This is a genomic window from Staphylococcus sp. HMSC055A09 (genome assembly GCF_001809655.1).
Classification (GTDB): domain Bacteria; phylum Bacillota; class Bacilli; order Staphylococcales; family Staphylococcaceae; genus Staphylococcus; species Staphylococcus capitis.
The window spans coordinates 1-20,105 of the sequence record NZ_KV798362.1 but is presented as its reverse complement, the minus strand read 5'-3'; the positions used below and the strand labels follow the sequence as shown (position 1 = coordinate 20,105).

Genomic DNA, 20,105 nt, shown 5'->3' with positions numbered 1-20,105 from the left:
AGGAGTGAAACATGCGATTATATTATTTAGGACCTAAAGGAACTTTCTCTTATCTCGCTTCACAAAAACTTATTTTAGAAAATGATATCGAATATTTAGCTAAGTCAAACCTTCACGAAGTGATCAAAGCAGTCTCAAGTGACGATAACTCAATCGGTATCGTTCCCATAGAAAATTCTATCGAAGGTACGATTAACATCGTAGCTGACGCATTAGCTGAACAAAAAATTTATGCTCATGGTGAAATTCACTTAGATATTGATTTTGCATTGTATGGCTATCCTTCTGATAGTTTACATGACATTAAAAAAGTCTACTCAATCGCGCCTGCTATCAGTCAAACAACCAATTATATACACCAACATCAATTTCTGTACGATTATACAGACAGTACAATTCAAAGTTTAGATAAAATAGCCAAAGGTATAGGTGCTATTGCGCCTTTAGGTAGTGGAGAAACTTATGGATATCAACCTATTGATTTGCATATTCAAGATTATCCGCATAATGTCACACGCTTTTTAATTGTTAAAAATCATACACACTTTGAAGATGATACTAATACAACCATGTTCTTAATTACCCCTCAGTATGATAAACCTGGTTTGTTAGCGAGTGTATTAAATACCTTTGCATTATTTAATATCAACCTCTCATGGATTGAATCACGACCTTTAAAAACTCAATTGGGAATGTACCGCTTCTTCGTACAAGCAGACACACCTGTAACCAACGATGTTAATAAAGTAATTACTATTTTAAAAACGTTAGATTTTACAGTGAATTTAATAGGTTCGTTTAATAAAAGATTTTAGAAATTCAAATATTTAAATAACCCGCTAAACAAAAGTTATTTAGCGGGTTTATTGTTTAATTTATTTATTTTTTAATGATGCTTAAGATTTATTAATATAGTTGCATAGCTATTCGACATTAATTTTTTCGACTTTTAAAAATTCCTCTTCCTGATTAAGAGTTAGATCTTTTATATCCTCTAGATGTAGAGTTTGCGTTGAATCATCGAAATGATTACCTGCTATAAATACATGTTGATGTTTCACATCATTATAACTCCTTATATGAACTGCATCTCTCTCCATCTTTCCTGTAAAGGTATTACCAATCACATTGAAATTTTCCCCTGCTTGTGTACCCATAACTTGACCTGTTTGAGGGTCTGCTGCATTTTTACCATCTTTCACGCCAAGAAATCGTATACCACCATTACATGATTTGAATTCATTTTTTGAAATAAATGTATTCTTAGACTTTAGCGGTGTTAAAGCAAATTCTTTTAGTTTATCAAACACATTATTTCTAATATGAATATTGTCATAAAATTTATTATAGCGACTTGCGTGTGAACCTATTGCACGATTCCATGCTTTCATTTTCGGATGATCAGAATTACCAAAATAACAATTCTCTATAACAACATTCTTAGTAATTGTACCATCAGTTGTGCCAAATTTAGGAAATGCACCTGGCACTTGAATGTCTAATTGAACTGCTTCTGAAAATGAACGATCTCCATCTATGTCGAGAAAACCCTCGAATGAACAATCTGTAATATGTAAGCCATTTAAACCACATGCATCTAATGCATGTCCACCAACTATATTTTTAAAGGTTACGCCGATAAGTTGAATATCTTCAGCATGACCTATACTCATAGCAGTATTGTTGTATGGAAAGTCGCCCCCATTCATATCAAACGTGCCACCTTTAATATAAATATGACTATTTCCAGAATATTTATGGTAAAAAATATAAGGTTTACCATTTTTTAGCAATGCATCTTTCCCTACTCGCAAAAGAACTGCCTCATCATCGAGTAGCAACGTTGTAGAATCATAAATGACTAAAGCTTTTCTAATATGATATGTACCTTTAGGGATAAAAACAGTGTGTTTACCTTTTTTGGCATAATTTAATGCTTTTTGAATTGCTCTTGTGTCTTTATATTTATTTTCTCCAGTTAAACCAAATTCCCTGGCATTAATGAACATTCGGTAATCCCCCCGTTTTATAAAAAATAATGATTGTATGCTTGATGTGAACTCTATATACTAAAGTTATATTTCATTAATGATATTGTATTTATTTTAAAAATTAATTTTAGTATAAATACACATCAAAAAGTCTTATTTATATATAAATATACCAATATAGTGCTTTTTAAACACATTAGAGGGAGGATGTTTTAATGAATAAAAACGCACTAATTATAGTGGATTATTCTATTGATTTTATTGCGAATGATGGAAAACTTACTTGTGGGAAGCCTGGTCAAGAAATAGAGGATTATATTTTAAGAAGAATTGAAACGTATCTTAACCATCAAGAAGATATCTTTTTTACAATGGATGTCCATTATGAGAATGACCTATACCACCCTGAGACACAACTTTTTCCACCTCATAACATTTATGGAACAAATGGCCGTAGTTTATATGGAAAAGTTGGTGAAATATACGAGAAAAACAAGCATAATTCACAAGTCCATTACTTGGATAAAACAAGATATGATTCATTTTATGGTACACCATTAGATAGTTTGTTGAGGGAACGTGATATTAAAAATGTAGAAATTGTAGGTGTTTGCACGGATATATGTGTGTTACATACAGCGATTTCAGCCTATAACTTAGGTTATAACGTCACAATTCCAAGCCGAGGTGTAGCATCCTTTAACCAAGAAGGGCATATTTGGGCACTAGCGCATTTCCAAAACTCACTAGGTGCTAAGGTAGAAGATTAAACTAAAATCATGCTAAAATGTGATTAAATATAAATGAATAAGGAGATATTGAAAATGACAAAAACTTTTATTTTTGGGCACAAAAATCCAGATACAGATGCAATTTCTTCAGCTATTATCATGGCTGATTTTGAACAACAAACTGGTAACTCTGAAGCAAAAGCTTACCGATTAGGTGAAGTTAGTGCTGAGACACAATACGCTTTAGATTACTTTAAAGTAGAAGCCCCAGAATTATTATCTGAAGACTTAAATAATGAAGATGTTATTTTAGTTGACCATAACGAATTTCAACAAAGTGCTGATTCAATCGCTGACGCATCTGTAAGACACGTGATTGATCACCACCGTATCGCAAATTTCGAAACAGCTTCCCCACTTTATTACAGAGCTGAACCAGTGGGATGTACTGCTACTATTTTATACAAAATGTATAAAGAACGTGGATTTGAAATTAAACCTGAAATTGCTGGTTTAATGATTTCAGCTATAATTTCAGATAGCTTATTATTTAAATCACCTACATGTACTGAAGAAGATGTTAACGCAGCTCAAGCATTAAAAGAAATTGCCAATGTTGATTTAGATAGCTATGGTTTAGATATGCTAAAAGCTGGTGCTTCTACTACTGATAAATCTGCAGAAACCCTATTAGGTATGGATGCTAAATCATTTACTATGGGCGACTATGTCACTCGTATCGCACAAGTTAACACTGTAGATATCGACGAAGTACTTAACCGTAAAGATGAATTAGAAAAAGTAATGTTAGAGATAAGCGCAAACGAAAAATATGACTTATTCGTACTTGTAGTAACTGATATTATCAACAGTGATTCTAAAATTTTAGTTGTCGGCGCTGAAAAAGATAAAGTAGGCGAAGCATTTAATGTTCAATTAGATGATGGTATGGCCTTCTTATCTGGCGTAGTTTCTCGTAAGAAACAAGTGGTACCTCAAATTACTGAAGTATTATCATAATTATTTGAATTAATTTTAAATGAATTTGGGAGCATTTTAAAATGCTCCTTTTTTATTATAAAAAATAACATTAATAGAGCTTTTTTGGGGTATAAATTTGTTAAGTGTCTTATTGTTTTCCTAATTAAAAATTTAAGTGAGTACATAGACCTCTTTTACTACCATAAAAATTTCAGGGAGGTAAAACTTTAAAATGAACGATATTGAACAACAATTTAATATTAGCAAGCAATTTTTCAAAACAAATAAAACTAAAGATTTAAAATTTAGGAAGCACCAATTAAAAGCTTTAAGTAAAAGTATCAAAAATCATGAACAAGCTTTACTAGAAGCACTTAATAAAGATTTAGGAAAAAGCAAAGTAGAAGCTTATGCTACAGAAATTGGTATATTACTAAAAAGCATTAAACTTGCCAGAAAAGAACTAAAAAATTGGGCTAAAACTAAACAAGTTGAAACACCGCTTTATTTATTTCCAACTAAAAGTTATATCAAAAATGAACCCTACGGTACTGTTTTAATTATTGGTCCCTTTAATTATCCTGTACAGCTAGTATTCGAACCTTTAATTGGAGCCATCGCTGCAGGTAATACTGCCATTGTTAAACCCTCTGAACTTACCCCTAACGTAGCAGAAGTAATTCAAGATATAATTCAAGAAACTTTTGAAGAGAATTATATTTCAGTTGTGAAAGGTGGCATTGAGGAAACTCAAAAATTAATTCATTTACCGTTCGACTATATGTTTTTCACTGGTAGCGAAAAAGTTGGTCAAATCATCTATGAATCGGCTGCTAAAAATCTGGTACCTGTTACTTTAGAGTTAGGTGGTAAATCTCCAGTCATTATTGACCAAACTGCAAATTTAAAAGTCGCTAGTGAAAGAATTAGTTTCGGAAAATTTACGAATGCAGGACAAACATGCGTAGCACCTGATTATATACTAATTGATCGAAAAGTAAAAAATGATTTTATTAATGCACTAAAACAAACAATTACAGAATTTTATGGGGAAAACATCAAAGAAAGTCCTGATTTTGGAAGAATTGTTAATCAAAAACATTTCAACCGCTTAAATGAATTATTAGAAACTCATGAGAGTAAAACTATTTTCGGTGGTAAAAGCTTTGAAGAAGATTTATATATTGAACCTACATTAATAGACAATGTTAATCTACAAGATAAAGTTATGCAGGAAGAGATTTTTGGTCCTATTCTACCAATTATTACTTATGATGATTTCGATGAGGCAATTCAAATTATTCAGAGTAAATCTAAACCTTTAAGTTTATATCTTTTTAGTGAGGATGAAAATTCTACACACCGCGTATTAGAGGAATTATCATTCGGTAGCGGAGCTATAAATGATACACTTATGCATTTAGCAAATCCTAATTTACCATTTGGTGGCATTGGGGCTTCAGGTATCGGTCAATATCATGGCAAATATTCTTTTGATACCTTTAGTCATATGAAATCATATACATTTAAATCTACACGTTTAGAATCAAGTATCTATTTCCCGCCTTATAAAGGCAAATTTAAATATATTAAAGCCTTCTTTAAAAATTAAATAATTAACTATAATAACGCTCCATATGTAATTTGGTGTGAATGCATTTCTGAAAGGTAAAATTTTAGTGTACCTTTTAGAATGGCATCGCTTATTAATTACATATGGAGCTTAATCATTTAGAATAAGACGCAAACACCTTCAGGTGCACTTTCGTGGTCATCAATAAATTCAAGTTTTCCTGTGACACTATCTCTTTTAAACACAGTTACTTTAGACTCACCTTCTTGATGAGCACATACTATTAAGTTATCATCCGGCGTAATATTAAAATCTCTAGGAAATTCATCTTTAGTCGGTTGAATATCCACCATTTTTAATGATTTTCCGTTATTAACAACTTCGTAAATAGCTATGCTATCATGACCTCTATTACTTACATATAAATGTTTCTGATCATGAGATAATCTTACCGCAGCTAATTTCGATTCTTCTTTAAAATCTTGAGGTATTGTAAGATGTCTCTCAATTTCTTTAAATTCACCATCATTATATTCAGTTACACTTACATAATTAGATAATTCATGAACTACATATGCGTATTTACCATCTTTACTAAAAGTAATGTGCCTTGTGCCATCCGCTTCTTTAAATTGTGAAACAGCATATTCTTTTAAACCTTGGTCACCATATGTATAAGCAACGATTCTATCTGAGCCTAAATCGGTTGCTACTACATATTTATTATCTGGCGTTTCATTTAAAAAATGGACATGCGGGGATTCCTGCCTTTCATGTGGACCTGTTGGATATTCATGTTCAATTTCTTCAATAAGTTTTTCAATTTCTCCAGTATCTTTATTTAACTTATAAATTCGTGCAATTCCAGCACCATAAACAGCTTCAAATAAATAATTGTTATCACTTGAAATTTGTATATAACATCCTGTTCCATTTTTAGATGCTAAACATTTATTAATTAGTTCTAAATCACTATTTTGCGTTATTTTGAAGCTTGCTACACCACAATTTTCATTTTCTTTAGTAATGGCGTATAAATAGTTTTCATTTCTAGTTAAATATGTAGACGCCTCTATTTCATAACCTGTTTGAACTTCTTTTATTGTCCCTTTTAAATCTTCTAATTCGAAACGGTAAATTCCCTTACCATTTTGCTTAGTATAAGAACCAATATATCCAATAGTCATATTTATCCCTCCGTAAAATTAATCATTATTGGTTTAATTTTAACTATAAGTGTCAGCGATTTACAATTAAAACTTTTGCACTTTCCACTATAGAAAAAATATATGGAAATTGATATTCTATAGTATGTTCATTAAATTTATAATCTATTTACTCTTGCATAGAGAAAGTCGAGTGAATCATTTATGACCTTTATAGCTATTGTTATTTTCGTTATAACTTTAATTTTTGTTATTTGGCAACCAAAAGGATTAAATATAGGAATTACTGCTGTAGCTGGTGCACTTTTAGCTATTATTACAGGCGTTGTATCTCTAACTGATATTGTTACAGTTACAAATATAGTATGGAATGCAACGTTAACTTTCGTTGCTATAATTTTAATATCACTCATTTTAGACCGTATTGGCTTCTTTGAATGGGCTGCTTTGCATATGATTATTGCTTCAAAAGGCTATGGCCTTAGAATGTTTATTTTTATAATGACTTTAGGTGCTGTAGTAGCTTCTCTATTTGCCAATGATGGTGCTGCGCTTATTCTTACACCAATAGTGTTAGCTATGGTAAGGAGCTTAGGTTTTGATAAAAAAACAATATTCCCATTTATTATAGCAAGTGGATTTATAGCCGATACCACTTCCCTACCACTCACTGTCAGTAATTTAGTCAATATCGTTTCAGCTGACTACTTTAACATCACATTTATTCAATATGCTTTAAGAATGATAATTCCAAATTTATTTTCATTTTTAGCAAGCATATTTGTGCTTTGGCTTTATTTTAAAAAATCTCTTCCTAAAAGTACAAATATTGAAGATTTAGCCACACCTCAATCAGTTATAAGAGATAAGAAACTTTTTAAAACGTCTTGGATTATTCTTATTATTTTATTAATAGGTTATTTAACAAGTGAGTTTATTCATGTTCCCGTGGCTTTCATAGCATTAATTATTGCTTTTGTATTCCTACTCTTAGCGAGTCGTTCTAAAGCAGTTAATACTAAAGAAGTTTTAATAGAAGCTCCTTGGAATATAGTTATATTTTCAATTGGTATGTATCTTGTAGTGTATGGATTGAAAAATGTAGGTATAACATTAGTACTAGGGAATATTTTGAATTCTATTTCAAACCATGGGCTATTCAGTAGTATTATGGGTATGGGATTCATTGCAGCCTTCCTCTCTTCTATTATGAATAACTTGCCCACTGTTTTATTAGATGCAATTGCTATTGCTCAATCTAATTCTGAAGGATTAATTCAAGATGGTATGGTCTATGCAAACGTTATTGGCTCTGATTTAGGTCCAAAAATCACTCCAATTGGCTCTTTAGCAACTTTATTGTGGCTTCATGTATTAACTCAAAAAGGTGTTAAAATATCATGGGGAACATATTTTAAAACAGGTATAGTGATTACTATTCCTGTACTATTTATAACGTTACTAGGACTCTATTTTACTCTAATTATTTTTTAAAAATTGAATACACTCTCAAGCTGGCTTAAAATCACAAAAATATAGCCAGCAATTTTGTATTGCAAAATAGAACAAATGTTCGTATAATAGAATTATATCGAACGAGGTGATCTAAAGATGACGGATATAAAGAATGAAACGGATTATCGAAATATTCCACGTGAAATGTTAGATAGGAATATTCCGGCTGGTCGTGGCATGGTTAAATGGGCGCCGTTCGCTACGCTACCCGAACAATTCGAAACTATCCATCAATACATGATTGATCAAAATAAAATAGATAGACCAGTACTTTCAGACGATCAATTAGCTCAATTAAATATCCGCTTGCACGAAGCATTACAAAAATCTCAACCTGTTAATATAAAATATTATGAAGAAGGTTATATTAATTTTGTTAATCTTAATATACATCGCATTGATTCATTAAATCTTGAAATTGAAGGGATAAAGCCAGGTACTACCTATCATCAGAAAGTCCCTATTTTAGATATTGTTGATATTACTTTCTCATAAAAAAAAGTTGGCAATAGCTTATTAAAGCATTGCCAACAATTATCTCAAATTAGTACTAAACTATTAGAACTAATTAATTATTATTTTCAATATCTGAAACAATTTCTTTAGTTTTTCTTTCAATATCTTCGAAATCTTTTTTGAAGATATAAGCAAAGGCAACTACACCTACGCCTACTACAACTGTAGTGATAGCTAATAAGCTAAATACAAATTTAAATAAACCTTTAATAAAGTTCCACATTACTTTTCACCTCTAAAATTAATATGCATATCTACAATTCACTATGATAGCATACTTATCTCTATCAATAAATAAATACCCGTTTCAAAAATTAATCATTCTCAACTAAATATATATTTATGGTAATATGTCAATTAAAGATTAATTTAAATAATCAAACTGAAATTAATAACGAGATTCCAAACCAATTGTTACTCTTATAAATAAATATTAACTTAACCACCATGACTTAACAGAATCAGCAATCGCTCTACAACTATCTGAAATCATAGATATCACTCCCATAGATTAAAAAATTCCCTCACTAAAATACAATTCGATTGTAATATTTCATCCATAGTAATTCAATTAACATTAAGTTAATTTACGATTACATTAAAGTAAATATTTGAAATGAAAGGATGACTAACATGCAAAATGTTCAATCCGATATCATGACTTTTCGTGGTTCTCATTATGACTTAGGAGTCGAAACAGCGAAATGGTTACAAAGAACTCCTTTATTAAAAAATCGTGAAAAAGAATGGAAAAAAAGAAATCCAAGATTTGATATCGATGTCAGAGAAACATATAATATTTTTCAAATTTATGCTCCTAAAATTTGGGACGAGCTAATAGGTATGCAAGACGTTTTGAATCTACCTACTAAACAAATTATATTAAATTTTGGACACTATCGTTTTACTGATTTAAAAGATAGTGGTTGTACAGTTTTTAAAGGGAAAGACTATTTACTACGTAATTATGATTATCATCCCTCTACTTATGATGGTCGATATTTACTATACAAACCAAATGATAGTGGTTTAGCTCAAATAGGACCTACTTCTAGAGTAACTGGCAGGATGGATGGAATGAATGAGTATGGTTTATCAATGGCTTATAATTTTATGCATCGCAAGAAACCAGCAAATGGCTTTGTATGCTACATGATAGGTAGACTTATACTTGAATATTGTAAAAACGTTAATGAAGCTATACAACTTTTAAAAGAATTACCTCATAGAAGCTCTTTTAGTTATATTTTAATGGATAAAGAATCTAATTATGCCATTGTCGAAGTAACACCTCGTTCTATAGATATTAGATATGAACCTATATGTACGAATCACTTTGAATTATTAACACATGAAAATCGTAACTACACTAAAGAATCTAAAGAACGGTTGGAGAGAGTGATTAACACCACAAGAAGTGATTTAAGAAAAGAAAATGCTTTTAAATTATTTAATGACCCTCAATATAATATTTATAGTAAATTATTTAAGAGTTGGTCTGGAACAATTCACACATCGTTATACGAACCTCAAACTTTAACAACGTGGATAGGACTTGGAGAAAATAGTTCTCCGACTAAAATAGACTTTTATCAATGGCTTAAAAATAATACTCTAACAATAAATCAACTAAACGGAAAAATTGATACCGATTTAACATTTGCCACATATTAAAATAATTTTTCAAAAATAGAATAAAACCCATAAATGAGTGATTGTACAACACTCATTTATGGGTTAATAATCAAATATTTAAATAAAAAATGCGTTACTTAATTGATGACAATATCACCATCAACCGTATAAAATTCCAAAATGTTTTTACTCTTACCTACTTTACCATCTTTAAAATTATTATTATTGACTACTTTTTCACCACGTCCAGGATGTAACTTAAGTAGTGTGTTTTTAGGCTTAGCTTCAAAGTTATAATTTATATCTCCTTTTTTTGTTGAAGCTTTAATATCATTCGAAGATTTCATTTTATTCATATTAATATCTCCCTCATTCAATAGGAAGATTGAATCTTGGAATTCGCTACGGCTAAGAGTCAACTTACCAGTATCGATTTTTAAGTTTCCTTTTTTAACTGATGAATCACAAATATAAGCTAAGCTATTTGAACCATCCACATTTAAATATTTTAAATTTGAATGTTCCATAGAAAAGTGACGACTATTTATTATTGTGGCACTTGATGCATTAAAATTCCTCAAATGTACATCACCTATTACGGATTTAGCGCTAAGATCTTTCAATTGTTTATCTGGTACTGTAATGGTGAGTTTTTTCTTATTATAATGAAAAGGATTAAAGTTTAATCCGTATCCTCTATTAGTAGCACGTTTCTCGGTAACTTTGAGCATTTTACCTTTTTTAGATACATATACATCGTTATCACCTTGATAATCCACTTTGAATTTATTACCTTTAACAATGTTTATTTCAGAACCAATTGTACTTACTGACAACTGACTGAAATGATTATTAAAAGTCTTATTATAGTTTTGCTTTTCATATTTAGCTTTATCAAAAGCAAACCAAGTAACTGTTCCACTGATAAAGAAAATTGCAAATATAATTAAACCGCTAATGAAAAGCTTCCTCATTTCCTAACGCTTCCTTTAACTGTTTTAATGTACCATGATAAATATTTCAATATTAAATTATGTACTAATACAATAATTTTTAATGTTAAAACAATAAAAATAATTCCTAAACCTGTTAAAGAGATAGAGAATAATATATTACTCAGTGAATTATAAAACCCATTAATTATCGAATAACTAATAAGGATCAATGGGGAGAATAGTAAACAGACTGCTGTAAACACCAAAAGTAAAATCAGAAATGCAATAATCGCTACTGGAACTAATATAATAAATAATGAAAGTATACCTAGACTTAAGGAGGCTATAATAGCTCTAGTTATGTTTTGGATTGTTGGTTTTGATTTAGCATAACTGATAGCACTTTTAGCTTTTATCTCTTTTGCTATATCATACGGATCTTTCAATTTATTCACTATTTGTTCTTCACTTCTACCTTTTAACTCTTCTTCATAGAATAAATTTTCATATTCGTACATTTTATTATCTTTTTCTCGTCTAGGAAGATCATCTAAAGCTAATTCTAATTCATTTAAAAAAGTAATTTTATCCATGTATCGTCACTCTTCCTGAATTTGAATTAAAGAATAGTTATCAAGATTTATCATTTACTGAAAAACTCTATTCTTTTTACGATATCATCTTTATATAATATATTCAGTTTCATTTTATTTTGGCGGTCAGTATATGTAATAGATTTATAATGCTTACCAACCATATGTCTTTTATAACTATCTCCTAACTCGTTAATAACATCATCAATTGAGTCACCTATTCTAACTCCGAAATTCGTTTTAACACTTTTATCCTTGATTAAAACAATTCCTTTAACAATGTGCTTTTTATTTTTCACTTTAACCGTTAAATCCTTATGCTTTTCGTCATTATAAAATTTAAATCGATCTAATTTAATTTTTTTATTAATGACATACCCTTTCTGATTAAAACGATCATTTAAACCTATATCATTCACAGTATAATTGGATAAATCTACTGTTTTAATACTTCTATAGTACATAATTCCGAAAAGTAGAATAATTGCTCCAATTAAAAAAAGGGTTGAAATCACCCATCTGTTTTGTATACGCACTTGAGTCACCACTTTCACTCTTGTTCTATTAAATATAGCATATGAAATTTGGAGTTTCATCTAACAACTTAGTCACATTCATAATTAAATTATGATTGAGTTAATTTAATATCTTTAAAGTTAAAAAATTGTTATAATATTCTAAATAATTAAGGAGGTTATTTCTATGACTAATTTAGAAACTTATTTTAAAAAAAGTCAGCCACTAGAAGAGTACATTGACCGAATGAAAGATAATAGAAATAATTTATTATCAATATACAAATCCTTTAAATTACCAGAAGAAGATGACCGTATTACAAAGCTTAAAGATGCAAATTACTCAAAGGTATTAGTCATCACTGAAGATTGGTGTGGTGATGCAATGATGAACCTTCCAATACTTAAACGTGTAAGTGAAGAATTAAATTTAGAAGTTAGAGTATTTCATAGAGATGACGACACACGTTTAATTGATCAATATCTTACAAATGGTAAGTCTAGATCGATTCCTATTTTTGTTTTTATGAACAGTGCATATGAACAAATAACCGTATGGGGACCTAGAGCTAAGGAAGTCGAAAAATTTGTTGTTGATTTGAGAAATGATAAATTACCAGATAAAGATCATCCTCAATATGATGATAAAGTTAAAGAAACTCACTTACTTATTTCAAATAGATTTAAAACAGATTCATCATTTTGGAAAAATGTATATAACTCCATAATTAATCAGCTTTTATATAAATAAATACTGAGGCTAAAGCCTCAGTATTTTTGAACTTAAATATCTCGTTTAGCAGCATATAAGATGTTAGCTACAAATAATACTACTATTGAAGCAATTGAAATAAACCATTGCCAATGCGAGAATTTAATCTCCTCTGTCATTTTCTCAGTGAGATAAGTAAATGGAATATATTTAAATGATTTTTGAATATCGTCACCAATATTTGGAATTAAACCTATTAAAGGTTGCACAAATGGAACGATAAGTAATAAGAAAATACCTAAAGTAAAGATTACTGCCGGCTTTTCAATAATTAACGTAAGTAATAATAAGAATAAGCCAAAGAATAAGAAAAATATAAGGTAAAACCATATATTATTTAAGAATTTATCTCCGTCAACATTTGAACCTTTTGTAGATGCTTGAATAACAATAATTACAAGATATTGAAGTAAAGTAAATAAGAAAGAAATTAATATCATTGAAATTGTTTTAGCAATAATATAACCAATACGACTACTTACCTTACTCATATATAATTGAATTGTACCTTGAGAATAATCTCTAGTGATAGTTTTAATGATAAATAATAATCCCGCGAATAAGAATAACCAGTTGGCCAGTACGAAGACCATTTCGTTATTTACTTCATGAGACTTGCTATATGCTGCTTGCATACTTGCTTGGAAGACTGTCATTCCTATAACTAGTATTAATGCAAGATATGTTAAAGGACTTTTTAAAATACTAATTAAATCGAACTTGACTAGCTGTAAACTTCTCATTATTTATCACCTCTTTGATTAATATTAAAGTAAGTATCACGTAGAGAACTTTTACGCGTTTCAATATACTTAGGATAAACACCTTGTTCAGACAATGATTTTAATAGTGGTTTATAGTCTCTTTGAGCTTTAATGATAATCTCACCAGCATCTTTTTGTGATTGTTGCACTTTATAATGTTCAGTTAGATATTCTAAAGTTTTATTAAAATCATCATGTTCAATAGTAATGATTGTACTATCTTCTGGTCCCCCATCTTTCATGTTCACATCTTGAACAAAGTTACCATCTCTAAGGAAGACAGCTCTATCACAAATAAGTTCAATATCTTCTAATTTATGACTTGAAATTAATATTTTCATATCTAATTGTTTGACTAATGATTGGATAGTTTTTAAAACATCAATTGATCCATCTGGATCCATACCATTTGTAGGCTCATCTAAAATTAAATATTTTGGTTTATTCATAAGAGAGACCGCAATGGCTAATTTCTGTTTCATACCCATTGAATATTTTTTCACTTTTTTCTTAATATAAGGTCTCATACCAAAAGCATCAATAATGTGATCAGAATACTCTTTATCAAAGCCTTTGCCTAAAACTTGAGCGAACAATTTTAAATTATATAAACCTGACTTGTTGTCATAAAGTTTAGGATGTTCGATTAAGTAACCTACGTTTTCATCTTTAGATAAATCAACTTTCCCTTGGTAATTAATAATATTACCATTCATGACTTTCATTAATGTTGTTTTACCAACACCGTTTTTACCAATAAGACCAACTATTTGGCTATTTCCAAAATCAAAGTTTATATCGTCAATAACTGTATTTTGACCATATTTTTTAGTGATTTGTTCTAATTTCATAGTAGACCCCCTTAAGTGGTTAATGTTTTATTTTTCTAATTTGAATTAAATAATTCACTACTAAACTTATGATGCTAATAATCAATAGGCCATAATTTAAGAAGTACGAATATACAACTGGAATATGACTATCTTTGTGAACTAAAACGTTTATTAAGATAAATAAAGTAGATAAGACAAATGGTAATACAATGATAACTCCAAATACATATGCTAAATAAGGCACGTCTTTATGTTTCTGTTCTGTACTTTTATTAAAAGCGATAGGGATTGAAAAGAAATTCGCTATTATAAAAGAATAGGTTGTAGAAAAAGTTATCGAATCTGTCTTTATTGAACTTGTTTCATAGCCATATAAACTTATGATTATTGCACCAATAATTGTTAAAACTATGCAACTGATGTAATTTGCATTTAATAAATCTCTCCTTGAAACTGGCAGACTACCAAAAAATAAGTAAGACTGAGATCCACCTAATCTACGATTGATTCTAAATAAATGTCCAGCATCAACTAAGCATATAATAGTTAATATAATACCTATAGGTCCTGAAATAACAAGATACGGTAAATGTTGCCTATCGATTAAGTGATAAAACGGAAAGAATATGAGTAATAAACCATAAATCAAAAGTGTCCATCTTCGAAGTTTAAGATTTCTTATTAATAATTGTTTCATATTAGTTTCTCATTTCGTTGGTGATATTTGAAATCTAGTTGATTTTTATTTTTTTCTAAATATATCATTAGTTCTTCAATTGATGGATTTTTAATTTCTACTCTATTTCCAAATAATTCTTTAAATGTTTGGTAGTGTTCAGTGAGGCCTATGTAGCCAGTTTTTCTAACTTCTTTATAAATTAACAATTCCTCCAACTCCACATCTAAGTCTTCATTGGAACCACTAATAATTTTATATTTTTCAAATAAAGTGTCTCGTGATTCATTAAAAATAATTTGACCATCACGTAAATAAACTATATAATCCGCAATTTTTTCTAAATCAGATATGATATGTGTCGATATGAAGACTGTTTTATCTTCATCAATTAATTCTTGTTGAATAATCTCAAGTAGTTCATTTCTAACTAAAGGATCTAGTCCAGATGTGGGCTCATCTAAGATGAATAATTCAGCATGGTGACTAAATGCAATAGCTAGTGACAATTTCATTTTCATACCTGTTGAAAAAGTTTTGATTTTCTTCTTATAAGGTAATTGAAAAAATTGAAGATAGCTCATAAAAATTTTATGATCCCAATTTTTATAAAACGGGGCGACGATATTCTCTAACTTTTTAATGGTCCATTTGTCATTAAAATACGTTTCGGAATAAACGAAGCCTATTTTATTTTTTATTTCTACTGCACTATCCTTCATTTGTTCATTAAATACAGAAATTTGACCATTTTTAGATTGAATTAAATCCATAATTAAACGAATAACTGTAGTTTTACCAGCACCATTCCCACCTATAAAACCAGTAACAAAGCCTTTAGGAACTTCAAAGGAGATATCTTTCAACTGAAAATCTTTTGTTTGATAACTTACATTCTTAAGCTCAATCGCATTCATCAGTCTTCCTCCTCATAAATTAAAGACAATATTTCAGTCAATTCTTCTAAAGGCATCCCAATTGTTTTTGCTTCTTTTGACATTGTTTTAGCCAAATTTTCAATTACAAAGAACTGCTTTTCTTTAAGAATTGAGTTATCTTGTTCCTTCACAAAGGTACCTTTACCTCTTATAGTTGTCACAAATCCATCCTTTTCTAAATCTTCATAAGCTCGTTTTGTAGTAATTAAACTCACTTGTAAATCTTTAGCTAACTCACGCATTGATGGAAGGTGTTCGCCAGGAGCAACATAACCTTTCAAAATATTTTCTTTAATTTGTTGCTTGATTTGTTCATAAATGGGATATTCACTGTTGTTTTTCAAAATTAATTTCATTGATGTCCCCCTTTTCTTCTGTATATACATAATATATACAATATATACAGATTTGTAAAGTGTATATACTAAATTCTGTGAAAAATCCTATATATCAAGAGAATATTGAGTATAAACAATATATACAAAAAGACTTAAGAGAACGATACACTTCCCTTAAGTCTTAAATAATGTACACTATTTTTTTCTCCGTTTATTACTTCTATCGATAAAAGCACAAATCATAAACATAATTGCAGCAAGTAGCAATTTAATTCCTTGCTCTTCATGACCTGTAGCTTGAAGATAATAGCCTACTACAAATAGCACAATTGCTAGTCCAACGAATATTTTTGTTAAGTGCTTCATTTTATTCACCTCAACACATAAAAAGTATATCAAATAATACCAGGTATAAAAACGGTATATGAGTTTAACTTTTCCAATAATTTAGAAGACGATATCAAATTTAGGAGTTACCACAATTAAATATTGATTGCGGTCAATTTAGTACAATGTTACAATAAACTTGTATCCACGAATTATACTACACAACCCCAGGTCTGGTACCAGCAGACTTGGGGTTTTTTGTGTTCGGTCATCTACTTGTCTTTCCATTTAATTTCTAACCAAATACGAAAGACGACAAGTACGCCACCTGTAATCAATGTTATTAAACCATCTTGCCACCACGTCATTATACTACACCTCCCAGAATTGATTAGTGTCATATAATTTGATGACCTAAACATATTCTAACACAAATTATAGAACATATGTTCGCTATTAGTGATAAAATTTATTTTCCTAATTCCCTATCATCAATGCTTTATCTTTATTCAAATTAAAGATAATATATATATAAACACTTTATTAAAGAGAGGTTAGAAAATGACAAGCCCTTTAGCCGAAAATTTAAATAACGAATTACAACAATCCAATCCAGAAGTATATGACATGTTATCTGACTTAGGTAAAGAAATGTTCTATCCTAAAGGTATTCTATCTCAATCTGCTGATGCCAAAAGTACTAAATATAATGCTACGATTGGTATGGCAACAAATGATGAAGGTAAAATGTATGCTGATTCATTGAATAATATATTTAATGAATTAACTCCAGATGAAGTTTTTCCATATGCACCTCCACAAGGTATTGAAGACTTACGTGACTTATGGCAAATTAAAATGCTAAATGAAAATCCTGATTTATCAAAAGAAGCGATAAGTAGACCCATCGTGACTAATGCTTTAACTCATGGATTATCTTTAGTTGCAGACTTATTCGTAGATGAAAATGATACTATTTTATTACCAACGCACAATTGGGGCAACTATAAACTAGTGTTCAACACTCGCCATAAAGCCAATATCGAAACATATCCTATTTTCAATGAAGAAGGACATTATACAACTGATTCACTAGTGGAAACTTTAGAAAACTTTAATAAAGATAAAGTAATCATGATTCTAAATTATCCAAATAATCCAACAGGTTATACACCGAAAGCTGAAGAAGTTAAAACTATCGTTAATGCTATTGAAACACTTGCTAATAAAGGAACAAAAGTGATTGCAGTAGTTGATGATGCTTACTATGGTTTATTCTATGAAGATGTATACACACAATCTATTTTTACGGCTTTATCACAGGTGAATTCTTATAATATTTTACCTGTACGCTTAGATGGTGCTACTAAAGAATTTTTTGCTTGGGGATTCCGTGTAGGCTTCATGACTTTTGGTACTAAAAATGAAATAACTCAAAATGTACTTGAAGCAAAAGTTAAAGGTTTAATTCGAAGTAATATTTCAAGCGGGCCATTACCATCCCAAAGTGCTATCAAGCATGTTCTAAAAAATAATAAACAATTTGATAAAGAAATTGAGGAGAATATTCAAACATTAAAAGATCGATACGAAGTTACTAAGGAAGTTGTTTATGATGAGAAATATGCAGACTATTGGAAAGCATATGATTTTAATTCAGGTTACTTCATGGCATTAAAAGTTAAGCATGTTGATCCAGAAATATTACGCAAACATTTAATTGATAAATATTCAATAGGTATTATTGCCTTAAATGATACGGATATTCGAATTGCCTTTAGTTGTGTTGAAAAAGACGATATTCCTCACGTGTTTGAGTCTATCGCTAAAGCTATTGATGATCTAAAATAGAAAAAGAAGAGTTGCTCTCATAAATATTTAGAGCAACTCTTCTTTTTTTAAATCTCTTTTTTACGTGATTTACGTAATAACATTAAACCAAGAATTAGAATACTGGATAGTAATGTATTATTTGCTTTTTCACTTTCACCAGTATGTGGCAATTCTAAGAGTTTATCCTTTTTGGTATACATCATTTCATTACTTCTATCATTCAATTTCACTTTTAAAGATTTAATTTTATAGCTTTCTTTACTTGTAACTTTAGTAGGTGCTTTTATACTAATAGCTATACTTGCGTCACTATTGCCTTTATACTCTCTAGCGATTATTTCACTACCATCTTTAACAGCTAGATGAGTTATTTTTATTTCTCCTGTGTGAGCGTTTAAAATAATACCTTCTATAACTTGGTCTACAGACCACTCTGAACCGTTTTTATAAACATTTATATATATCGCCTTACCTTTTTTATTTTTAAAATTAATTTCAACTTTAGTTGCTTCAATTCTAGGCTTTATAATAACTATAGCTTCTTTTTCATTTACAGTCACAATTGGAGGTTCAGGTGCATTTTCTTTACGTGGCATAATCACACTATTTAATTTACTATGGTCGCTATTACCATGTACTTCACTTGCAGTAATTTCACTTTCAGGATAAACAACGTAATAGTCTATAGTTACCTTACCAGTAGCGGGTTCTATAGTGATGCCCGTTATATCTTTACTCAAGCTCCAAGTACCTTCATCTTTACTTGCGATGATTGTATCAGATTGCCCTTCTGGATTTATATATTCGATTTCAATTTTTGTAGATAAACCGCTTGGTATTATACTCACATTTACTTTACTTTCATCTTTCTCAACTATTGGTGCATCTGGTGTTGCTTCTTTTCGTGGCATAGTCACTTTACTTTCTGGACTTGTGTTACTATTACCTTTTGTTTCAGTAGCTACAACTTCGCTTTCTGCTTGTACAACTGGGTGGCCTAGTGTGACTTTTCCAGTATATTCATCTAATTGAATATGTGGCACTTCTTTATTGAGTGACCATATTTCCTCTTTTTTGATTGCGATAATTGAATCAGGTTGACCTTCTGAATTTGTATAATTGATAATTAATTTCGTTGATTCACCTTTTGGTGTAACTTCAACATTGACGCGTTCTTCATTCGCTTCAATTGTTGGAGAATCCGGTGTTGACTCTTTTCGTGGCATAGTCACTTTACTTTCTGGACTTGTGTTACTATTACCTTTTGTTTCAGTAGCTACAACTTCGCTTTCTGCTTGTACAACTGGGTGGCCTAGTGTGACTTTTCCAGTATATTCATCTAATTGAATATGTGGCACTTCTTTATTGAGTGACCATGTTCCCTCTTTTTTGCTTGCGATGATTGAATCAGGTTGGCCGTCTGAATTTGTATAATTGATCACTAATTTTGTTGATTCACCTTTTGGTGTAACT

The 20,105-nt window shown here is 30.1% G+C and carries 23 protein-coding genes; 9 read left to right on the top strand and 14 right to left on the bottom strand.

Annotated elements, in window-relative coordinates:
- Positions 1 to 11: 11 nt before the first annotated feature.
- Entirely contained in the window at positions 12 to 815 is an 804-nt protein-coding gene (locus HMPREF2642_RS02965; RefSeq protein WP_023350016.1) for a prephenate dehydratase, read from the top strand.
- 108 nt (positions 816 to 923) lie between these two features.
- On the opposite strand, the gene HMPREF2642_RS02960 is transcribed toward HMPREF2642_RS02965, so the two are convergent.
- Positions 924 to 2,009 carry a glycosyl hydrolase family 28-related protein gene (locus tag HMPREF2642_RS02960; RefSeq protein ID WP_002469717.1) on the bottom strand — a complete coding sequence of 362 codons (1,086 nt, stop codon included), beginning with the start codon at positions 2,007 to 2,009 and terminating at the stop codon, positions 924 to 926.
- Between the two features lie 197 nt (positions 2,010 to 2,206).
- Between HMPREF2642_RS02960 and HMPREF2642_RS02955 the strand changes: the two genes are divergently transcribed.
- From HMPREF2642_RS02955 to HMPREF2642_RS02945, 3 genes are all read left to right on the top strand, one after another.
- Complete coding sequence (locus tag HMPREF2642_RS02955) at positions 2,207 to 2,761, top strand: cysteine hydrolase family protein (RefSeq protein ID WP_049427679.1); 555 nt, start codon at positions 2,207 to 2,209, stop codon at positions 2,759 to 2,761.
- Positions 2,762 to 2,815: 54 nt separating this feature from the next.
- Positions 2,816 to 3,742, top strand: coding sequence for a manganese-dependent inorganic pyrophosphatase (locus tag HMPREF2642_RS02950; RefSeq protein WP_002435938.1), 927 nt, complete (start codon positions 2,816 to 2,818; stop codon positions 3,740 to 3,742).
- 193 nt (positions 3,743 to 3,935) lie between these two features.
- Entirely contained in the window at positions 3,936 to 5,315 is a 1,380-nt protein-coding gene (locus HMPREF2642_RS02945) for an aldehyde dehydrogenase (protein ID WP_049427675.1), read from the top strand.
- A gap of 119 nt (positions 5,316 to 5,434) precedes the next feature.
- Here the strand turns inward: HMPREF2642_RS02945 and HMPREF2642_RS02940 are convergent, their stop codons facing one another.
- Entirely contained in the window at positions 5,435 to 6,463 is a 1,029-nt protein-coding gene (locus HMPREF2642_RS02940) for a 6-phosphogluconolactonase (RefSeq protein WP_049427673.1), read from the bottom strand.
- A gap of 183 nt (positions 6,464 to 6,646) precedes the next feature.
- Between HMPREF2642_RS02940 and arsB the strand changes: the two genes are divergently transcribed.
- Together arsB and HMPREF2642_RS02930 are read left to right on the top strand one after the other, a co-directional pair.
- Positions 6,647 to 7,936, top strand: a complete 1,290-nt coding sequence (arsB, locus tag HMPREF2642_RS02935; RefSeq protein WP_064212374.1) for an arsenite efflux transporter membrane subunit ArsB — start codon at positions 6,647 to 6,649, stop codon at positions 7,934 to 7,936.
- Positions 7,937 to 8,053: 117 nt separating this feature from the next.
- Complete coding sequence (locus HMPREF2642_RS02930; protein WP_002435923.1) at positions 8,054 to 8,452, top strand: YolD-like family protein; 399 nt, start codon at positions 8,054 to 8,056, stop codon at positions 8,450 to 8,452.
- A 73-nt stretch (positions 8,453 to 8,525) separates the two neighbouring features.
- Here the strand turns inward: HMPREF2642_RS02930 and HMPREF2642_RS11530 are convergent, their stop codons facing one another.
- Positions 8,526 to 8,696: a hypothetical protein gene (locus HMPREF2642_RS11530; RefSeq protein ID WP_002435939.1), complete on the bottom strand. Its 171-nt coding sequence runs from the start codon at positions 8,694 to 8,696 to the stop codon at positions 8,526 to 8,528.
- Positions 8,697 to 9,106: 410 nt separating this feature from the next.
- Between HMPREF2642_RS11530 and HMPREF2642_RS02925 the strand changes: the two genes are divergently transcribed.
- The gene (locus tag HMPREF2642_RS02925) at positions 9,107 to 10,147 is read left to right on the top strand and encodes a C45 family autoproteolytic acyltransferase/hydrolase (RefSeq protein WP_047796473.1); all 1,041 of its coding nucleotides are present in this window, start codon (positions 9,107 to 9,109) and stop codon (positions 10,145 to 10,147) included.
- A gap of 98 nt (positions 10,148 to 10,245) precedes the next feature.
- Here the strand turns inward: HMPREF2642_RS02925 and HMPREF2642_RS02920 are convergent, their stop codons facing one another.
- From HMPREF2642_RS02920 to HMPREF2642_RS02910, 3 genes are read right to left on the bottom strand one after another with little or no spacing between them, the layout of a single operon-like run.
- Positions 10,246 to 11,082, bottom strand: a complete 837-nt coding sequence (locus HMPREF2642_RS02920) for a DUF4097 family beta strand repeat-containing protein (protein WP_002435918.1) — start codon at positions 11,080 to 11,082, stop codon at positions 10,246 to 10,248.
- A complete protein-coding gene (locus HMPREF2642_RS02915) occupies positions 11,079 to 11,636 on the bottom strand; it encodes an HAAS signaling domain-containing protein (RefSeq protein ID WP_070597650.1) in 558 nt (185 codons plus the stop codon). Before HMPREF2642_RS02915 ends, HMPREF2642_RS02920 begins: the two co-directional genes overlap by 4 nt.
- Before the next feature lie 50 nt (positions 11,637 to 11,686).
- Complete coding sequence (locus tag HMPREF2642_RS02910) at positions 11,687 to 12,172, bottom strand: hypothetical protein (protein WP_002435934.1); 486 nt, start codon at positions 12,170 to 12,172, stop codon at positions 11,687 to 11,689.
- Positions 12,173 to 12,338: 166 nt separating this feature from the next.
- Between HMPREF2642_RS02910 and HMPREF2642_RS02905 the strand changes: the two genes are divergently transcribed.
- On the top strand, positions 12,339 to 12,902 hold the full coding sequence (locus HMPREF2642_RS02905) for a thioredoxin family protein (RefSeq protein ID WP_023350010.1): 564 nt from the start codon (positions 12,339 to 12,341) through the stop codon (positions 12,900 to 12,902).
- A 32-nt stretch (positions 12,903 to 12,934) separates the two neighbouring features.
- Here HMPREF2642_RS02905 and pmtD read toward each other — a convergent pair whose 3' ends face one another.
- From pmtD to HMPREF2642_RS11805, 7 genes are all read right to left on the bottom strand, one after another.
- Complete coding sequence (pmtD, locus tag HMPREF2642_RS02900; protein ID WP_002435946.1) at positions 12,935 to 13,666, bottom strand: phenol-soluble modulin export ABC transporter permease subunit PmtD; 732 nt, start codon at positions 13,664 to 13,666, stop codon at positions 12,935 to 12,937.
- Positions 13,666 to 14,538 carry a phenol-soluble modulin export ABC transporter ATP-binding protein PmtC gene (gene pmtC / locus HMPREF2642_RS02895; protein ID WP_002435900.1) on the bottom strand — a complete coding sequence of 291 codons (873 nt, stop codon included), beginning with the start codon at positions 14,536 to 14,538 and terminating at the stop codon, positions 13,666 to 13,668. The genes pmtD and pmtC overlap by 1 nt, the downstream gene beginning before the upstream one ends.
- A gap of 19 nt (positions 14,539 to 14,557) precedes the next feature.
- Entirely contained in the window at positions 14,558 to 15,217 is a 660-nt protein-coding gene (locus tag HMPREF2642_RS02890; RefSeq protein ID WP_049427668.1) for a phenol-soluble modulin export ABC transporter permease subunit PmtB, read from the bottom strand.
- Complete coding sequence (locus HMPREF2642_RS02885) at positions 15,214 to 16,113, bottom strand: phenol-soluble modulin export ABC transporter ATP-binding protein PmtA (protein WP_070597649.1); 900 nt, start codon at positions 16,111 to 16,113, stop codon at positions 15,214 to 15,216. Before HMPREF2642_RS02885 ends, HMPREF2642_RS02890 begins: the two co-directional genes overlap by 4 nt.
- Positions 16,113 to 16,490, bottom strand: a complete 378-nt coding sequence (locus HMPREF2642_RS02880; protein ID WP_002453644.1) for a PSM export ABC transporter transcriptional regulator PmtR — start codon at positions 16,488 to 16,490, stop codon at positions 16,113 to 16,115. Before HMPREF2642_RS02880 ends, HMPREF2642_RS02885 begins: the two co-directional genes overlap by 1 nt.
- A 177-nt stretch (positions 16,491 to 16,667) precedes the next feature.
- Complete coding sequence (locus tag HMPREF2642_RS11525; RefSeq protein ID WP_023350009.1) at positions 16,668 to 16,838, bottom strand: SE1626 family protein; 171 nt, start codon at positions 16,836 to 16,838, stop codon at positions 16,668 to 16,670.
- A gap of 233 nt (positions 16,839 to 17,071) precedes the next feature.
- Positions 17,072 to 17,167 carry a Trp-rich small protein gene (locus tag HMPREF2642_RS11805; RefSeq protein WP_016898690.1) on the bottom strand — a complete coding sequence of 32 codons (96 nt, stop codon included), beginning with the start codon at positions 17,165 to 17,167 and terminating at the stop codon, positions 17,072 to 17,074.
- A 193-nt stretch (positions 17,168 to 17,360) separates the two neighbouring features.
- Between HMPREF2642_RS11805 and HMPREF2642_RS02875 the strand changes: the two genes are divergently transcribed.
- A complete protein-coding gene (locus HMPREF2642_RS02875; RefSeq protein WP_064212373.1) occupies positions 17,361 to 18,650 on the top strand; it encodes an aminotransferase class I/II-fold pyridoxal phosphate-dependent enzyme in 1,290 nt (429 codons plus the stop codon).
- 47 nt (positions 18,651 to 18,697) lie between these two features.
- On the opposite strand, the gene HMPREF2642_RS02870 is transcribed toward HMPREF2642_RS02875, so the two are convergent.
- On the bottom strand, positions 18,698 to 20,105 hold a 1,408-nt coding region (locus HMPREF2642_RS02870), incomplete at its 5' end, for an LPXTG cell wall anchor domain-containing protein (RefSeq protein WP_141744473.1).